We start from the raw sequence: 6,056 nt of genomic DNA, 5'->3' as shown, positions 1-6,056 counted from the left end.
ACTTCCTTCATCTGACCAAAATGCTCCACTACCATCTCCTTTGGTGTCAATTTTTCTATCTCGATCGAGTCTATGACTATGTTATTATAATTATATGAAAATGTTAAAAATAATAGTGCTTTTTTCCCTGCTATTTGGTTGTAGTTCATATGAACAATTTGAACAATTAGTTGAAGAATCAGAAATTCCTTCAAAGACTTACAAGTCTAACTTTAACCAAACGTGGCAAGCAGTTCTAGAAATTATGCAACAATACGATATTTCAGTGAAAAACCAAGAAGCTGGAGTCGTAAAAACACGCTGGATCAATAATACGAGTCAAATTAACTTCTCTGATGCCTTCGGTTCTAAAGAAATGGTTAAGGCAGCTCAATTTAAATTAGTTATAAATGTCATTAAAGGATATCGCGGAAAACAAGAAGTCTCTAAGGTTTCAATCTATCGTCGCCAGATGATTGAAAAAGACTTTCTCCAAGGTTGGCGCCTGGTTCGCTCAGATGGAATCCTTGAAAAGACTATCCTCTACCGCATCGATCGTATTCTCAAAAGAGAAGCAATGATCAAGAAAATTGAAGAGCAAAAAGCAAAAGAAGCAGAGAAAGAGTTATTCTAGTGAATAACGCTTTCTTCTTCTAATTTATTAGTTACGATAACAACTTCATCTAATTCTTCAACAACTTCCTCGACTCTCCCCTTTCTTAAAATTTTACGCTTAAAGAAAACCATAAAATCTCTTTGGATAAGTAGCATACAAGGAAGGACAATAAGAGTTAGAACTGTAGCAAAAAGCAGTCCCCAACCCATACTCATGGCCAGTCCCTTAGTGAATCCAGCATCTCCACCAATTGCGTAGGCCATTGGGAAAACACCACCAAGAGTTGTGATACTTGTTAGAATAATTGCTCTAAGACGGCTTCCTGCTCCTTCTAGGATCTCAGGGCGGTGAAAGCTGAACCAGTCACTTCTTTTCTCGTTAATCGTTACAACAAGAAGTAAGCTATCATTAACAACAACACCGGCCATCCCAATAATTCCGATAATGGCCATTAAGCTAATATCTAATCCCTGAAAATAGAAGGCCCAGATAACACCAATAACTCCAAATGGAATTGCAGAACAAATAAGCAGTGGTTGCATAATACTTCTAAGAACAATTGCAAGAATGAAGAAGATACCAAGAAGCGCAAATGCAAATTTCTTAACCATCGAATTCTTATTCTTTCTCGACTGTTCATCAGCATCTTGTGCATTAAACATTAGATCTGGATATTTTTTAGAAAGCTCTTTTGTTAAAAGATCAACTTTCTTAATTAGTACTTCTTTTTTAATAATTTCTTTATCAAATGGTAGATCAACAACAACCTTTCTCATTAAGTTTGAGTGTCTAATTACTGATTGCTTCTTCTGCTTCTTCCAAGTACCAATCTCTGAAGACTTAATGACTTCACCATTTGCAAGAACAACAGGAAGGTTTCCAAGCTCTTCAAAAGTTAGATCATCCCCATCAGCAGCATAGGTTAAGAAACGGATTTTGCGATTACCACTTGTGTACTCATAAACTTCATTCTTATTAATAAATTGAACAAGTTGACTCGAAACCTGGCCAAGAGAAAGTCCACGAGACTGAATCTCATTTTTCTTAGGAGTAAATACCCAAGCATCTTTAAAAAGAGAATCATCAAGATCCACCGACTTGATACCTTCAATCTTTAAATCTTCAATGGCCTTCTTAGTATACTCTGTTACCTCTTCTACATTGAATGGTGACAGTGACTGAATTGTTACTTCAACAAGGTTTTCACGACTTTCATCATTTCCACCTTTTGCAATCTTTACTTCCAGTCTTTCAAACTTACCTGTTTTCTCTAGCTCTTTTAGCTGATCCTTAAGGTAGTCTTGAACATCCTTCTTATTGGCCTCGACATTATTATCAAGTTGAGAAAAGGACACTCGATAACTAAAGTATTGTGGCCCTTCTTGCTTCTTACCATTTGTATAATTTTGGCCAATCGTAAATTGATAGTTATTATACTTATTCTTATCAATCTTATTCATCACCTCTTCAACAGGAGCAAGTTGCTTATATGAATCATCAAGGCTTTCAGACTCTTTTAGGGCACCAATGAACTCCACTGTTTCAGATGAAATACTTAAGTTAAAATTGAAATTAATATTCTTACTAGCAAAGATGATTGAACCGATCATCGCTGCAACAAATCCTGTTAAAACGATATAGCGCCATCTGAGGGCCCCATCGAGAAGTCTTAAGTACCCACGCTTGAATCGTTGAAAGTAATTTGATTCATGATGTGCATTCGCCTTTGTCACAAAGTGCTTTAAGTGATTTGGAAGAATAAAGAAACTTTCAAATAAACTTAAAAGAAGCGCAGAGAATACAACGACAGGAATTGCCATTAAGATATTTGACATCGAATCCTTTCCAACAAGGATTGGCGCAAAGGCAATTAGAGTTGTTGCAACTGTTCCACAAATAGGCTTCCAAGTAGAAAGAACCGCACCAACAGCGGCATCTTTGGAACTTGCTCCCTTTTCAAGGTTTTGCATATACTGTTCTGAAATAATAATGGCATCATCAACGAGAATCCCAATAACAAGAAGCATCCCAACAACTGAGATAAGGTCAATGGAGATCCCCATTGTCTCAAGAACAGTAAAGGTAAAGAAGTAAGCAAGTGGCATCCCAATCGATGTCATAATTGCAGTTCTAAAACCTAGAAATAAACAAAGAGTGATAAGAACAAGAATGATTCCCATTAAAGCATTCGACTGAAGTGCATTAATTTGCCTTTCAATAAATGCAGGGCCATCCTCAACACTAATGATATTTATTTCTTCTGGAGCTTCCTTATTAATTTTAGCTAGCTTTTCTTCTAGCATCTCTTTTAATGTGATCGAGTCTGCTTCAACATCTTTAAAGATATTAAAGCTTATACCTGGTTTACCATTTGTATAATTAGTTCTGTTAATCTTAGGCAAACGGTACTCAAGTGTTGCTAAGTCTTTAAGGTGAAGCGTGTGGCTTGAGTTATTAGAACGAATCAAAAGATTATTAAGGGACTCGATATCATAGTTTAGATTTTCAATTTCAATTGAGTAAGAATCACTTCCTTTGCGAATACTTCCTAGAGGGTAAATTCTAAATGTTTCTTTAATCTTATTGTAAATATCAGAAGGAGCAATTCTGTAGCGGGCCATATTATCGACATTTAGCTTAATATAGAGATCTTTAGTGTAGCCGTAAGTATCAACCCTTGAAACACCATTAACTCTTTCAAGCTCTTCTTCTACTTTTAAAAGCCAATTCTGGTGGAGATCGCTATTTTGATCAAAGTTTAAAATTGCGTAGTAGTTAAACCAAGAATCTGTTTGCTTAATATGGCGAACAACAATGTCTTTAGTTTCAGAAGGAAGATCTCCACGAATCGTTTCAATAGCATCTTTAATACGTGTTTCAAGATCATCAATTTCTTCAAACTCATCTTTTACATCAACATTGATGCGCATATATCCCTGTTGTGAGTTTGACCAAATCTTGTCAATACCAGCACTACCTTTAATGGCACGTTCAATCGGATAAGTTAGAAATCTTTCAACTTGAGAAGCACCAGCACCAGTTAGTGTGGCAGTGATTTGAATTCTTTTTGATGACCAGTTAGATATCAAGTCTCTTTTCATATGGGCCAGGGAGATAATCCCAAAGAGCACCATCATGATACTTAATAAGTTTACTAGAAAGCTATTTCCTACAAAGTATGAAACTAGTTTTTTCACAAGCTACTGTCCTATTTAGATTTTTAAAAACAGTAGCTTGTAGCACTAAAAATGTGAATTTATTTAGTTTTTGAGAAGTTATATCGAATTTACACTCACTAACCTATTGAAAATAGATTAGTAGGCCATGATATAAGTCACCCAAGACTCACAATTCTCTTCAACAGTTGAGCGATAGAAGATACCGTCACCAGAACCATCATCATCCTCACCTTCCCAGTAAGTGATAATATTCTCAAAACCAGCATCTTTCATGATGTCCTTGATCTCACCAATTGACCAATGTCTCCAGTCATATGAGAAGGCCTTACGATAAAGTTTTCCATCATTATGTGTTTTAAAGTGAATATAATATTGAACTTCTTCTGTTAGTGGATTGTAGCTGTCGCAATCCCAGAAGTATGTATGATCGTCGTGCTCAGTTTCTTCCTCTAGCTCTTGACGACATTCTTCACCACCAAAGATATCAACCATGAAAACACTCTCTGGTCCCATATTCTTCTTCACCTGCTTAAAGTAATTAAGAAGAACATTTCTTTCTTTGAAAATGAAGTAAGAGAAATTAAAGGCAACAGTAACATCTGCTTTAAAGTCGTAATCATCAAGCACGTTTCCATTGATATAATGCATACGTGTTTTCTCTTCATCCGTTAGACGAGAGTAGTGATTTTCAATTCCATACGCTTGTGGCTCTTCATCAAGATCAATCCCCCAAGCCTCACGCTCACCACCTTCTTTAACCCAGTCACATGCCATTGCGGCCGTCCCACCAAAGTCTTCTCTAAGAGTTCTTGGAGAGCGTCCAAAAATCTTCTTATACTCTTTGTTGATAAATTCAATATCAGCTTCGTGATTTTGAACTGACTTTTCATAAAGTTGGTACTTCAAATTCGTTGGAATTTTCGACATTAAATACTCTTTTGTTATCTATTTATATGATTTGACTTCTTTTATGCCAGAATTGTAACTCATATTGATTGAATTTTTAACCTTAAATCTCAAATCATTTGTTTTATAGACACTACGTGCCAGAGAGATAAATTCATCACCAAAGTCACAGGCCTTCTCTTTCAAACGAATATCGTCTTCAATTACCCAAAGCTTCTCATTAATCTCTTTAAGCTCACTGATAAACTTGTCCATACCTTCTAGATTTAGTTTGGCCAAAGCATTTGCAAGCTCATCATATTCTGCTTGGGCAAGACGGACACGCTCAGCATCCTCAATTCTTTCCGTTTTAATTTTTAAAATTGTCATTTTATCAACTAACTCACCGAGAGAAACGGGACATTCAATTATCATCTTATACCTCAATATCAATATAATTAATTTCTACAATTGTGTATTCAAAATCATCACCTGGGGCCTGAACAATAACTTCATCCCCTTCTTCCTTGCCAATCAGGGCCCTTGCAATCGGAGACTTCCAACTAACTAGTCCCTTTATCGTATCAACTTCATCAACTCCTACAATGGAGTACCTCTTCTCGTTGCCATCCTCATCTTCCAAGAGGACGGTTGCACCAAATTGGATTTTTTCAGATGAGACAGAAAGTGGGTCCACAATTAAGGCCGCGTTTATTCGCGTATGTAAAAAGCGGATACGTCGATCGATTTCACGAAGCCTTTTCTTTCCATATTGGTAGTCAGCATTTTCTGATCGATCACCAAGAGAAGCGGCCCACTTAACAGTTGCTGTCACCTCAGGTCTTTCCGTCTTCATTAAAAAATTCAACTCTTCTTCAAGCTTAGCGTACCCACGTGGTGTTATATAATTATCTTTCTTTATTGCCATATTGATTTAGAATTCCTTCTACTCCATTTTCCACTAAGTCCATTACCTCTTCAAAGCCCCTAGCTCCGCCAAAATAAGGATCAGGAACTTCTTCATAAGAAGTATATGGGCCACTACAGAAGCTACAAAATAACTTAACCTTATTCTTATACTTTCCCTCAATATCTAGCTTAAGAATATTTTGATAATTTGACTTATCCATTGCAACGATTAGGTCAAATTCTTCAAGATCATCTTTAGTAAAACCTCTCGAAATACTAGGAAGTGTGTACCCCCTTTTATAAGCATGCTCTTGCATACGTCGATCTGCCCCTTCTCCCGCATGATACGCACTCGTTCCAGCAGAATCCACCTGAATATGTTCAAGTAAATCGAGCTCCTTAATTCGATGAAGCAGTACCCCATCAGCGGCAGGTGAACGACATATATTCCCAAGACAAACAAATAAGATTTTCATATTAAAATTATG

General features: G+C 36.6%; 6 protein-coding genes. 1 reads left to right on the top strand and 5 read right to left on the bottom strand.

The window, feature by feature from the left end:
* The first annotated feature begins 94 nt into the window (after positions 1 to 94).
* Positions 95 to 613, top strand: a complete 519-nt coding sequence (locus ABMA79_RS07320; protein WP_392912683.1) for a hypothetical protein — start codon at positions 95 to 97, stop codon at positions 611 to 613.
* Here the strand turns inward: ABMA79_RS07320 and ABMA79_RS07315 are convergent.
* The 5 genes from ABMA79_RS07315 to ABMA79_RS07295 form a co-directional block, all read right to left on the bottom strand.
* Positions 610 to 3,792, bottom strand: coding sequence for an efflux RND transporter permease subunit (locus tag ABMA79_RS07315; RefSeq protein WP_393091390.1), 3,183 nt, complete (start codon positions 3,790 to 3,792; stop codon positions 610 to 612). The genes ABMA79_RS07320 and ABMA79_RS07315 overlap by 4 nt on opposite strands.
* Positions 3,793 to 3,909: 117 nt before the next feature.
* On the bottom strand, positions 3,910 to 4,701 hold the full coding sequence (locus tag ABMA79_RS07310; RefSeq protein ID WP_392858835.1) for a class I SAM-dependent methyltransferase: 792 nt from the start codon (positions 4,699 to 4,701) through the stop codon (positions 3,910 to 3,912).
* A gap of 18 nt (positions 4,702 to 4,719) precedes the next feature.
* Positions 4,720 to 5,094: a DUF6165 family protein gene (locus ABMA79_RS07305; RefSeq protein WP_393091388.1), complete on the bottom strand. Its 375-nt coding sequence runs from the start codon at positions 5,092 to 5,094 to the stop codon at positions 4,720 to 4,722.
* Between the two features lies 1 nt (position 5,095).
* Positions 5,096 to 5,587 carry a transcription elongation factor GreB gene (gene greB / locus ABMA79_RS07300; RefSeq protein WP_393091385.1) on the bottom strand — a complete coding sequence of 164 codons (492 nt, stop codon included), beginning with the start codon at positions 5,585 to 5,587 and terminating at the stop codon, positions 5,096 to 5,098.
* Complete coding sequence (locus ABMA79_RS07295) at positions 5,568 to 6,044, bottom strand: low molecular weight protein-tyrosine-phosphatase (protein WP_393057378.1); 477 nt, start codon at positions 6,042 to 6,044, stop codon at positions 5,568 to 5,570. Before ABMA79_RS07295 ends, greB begins: the two co-directional genes overlap by 20 nt.
* Between the last annotated feature and the right edge of the window lie 12 nt (positions 6,045 to 6,056).

It is taken from the genome of Halobacteriovorax sp. HFRX-2_2, assembly GCF_043196705.1.
Taxonomy (GTDB): domain Bacteria; phylum Bdellovibrionota; class Bacteriovoracia; order Bacteriovoracales; family Bacteriovoracaceae; genus Halobacteriovorax_A.
This window is presented reverse-complemented; position numbering and strand designations above follow the sequence as displayed.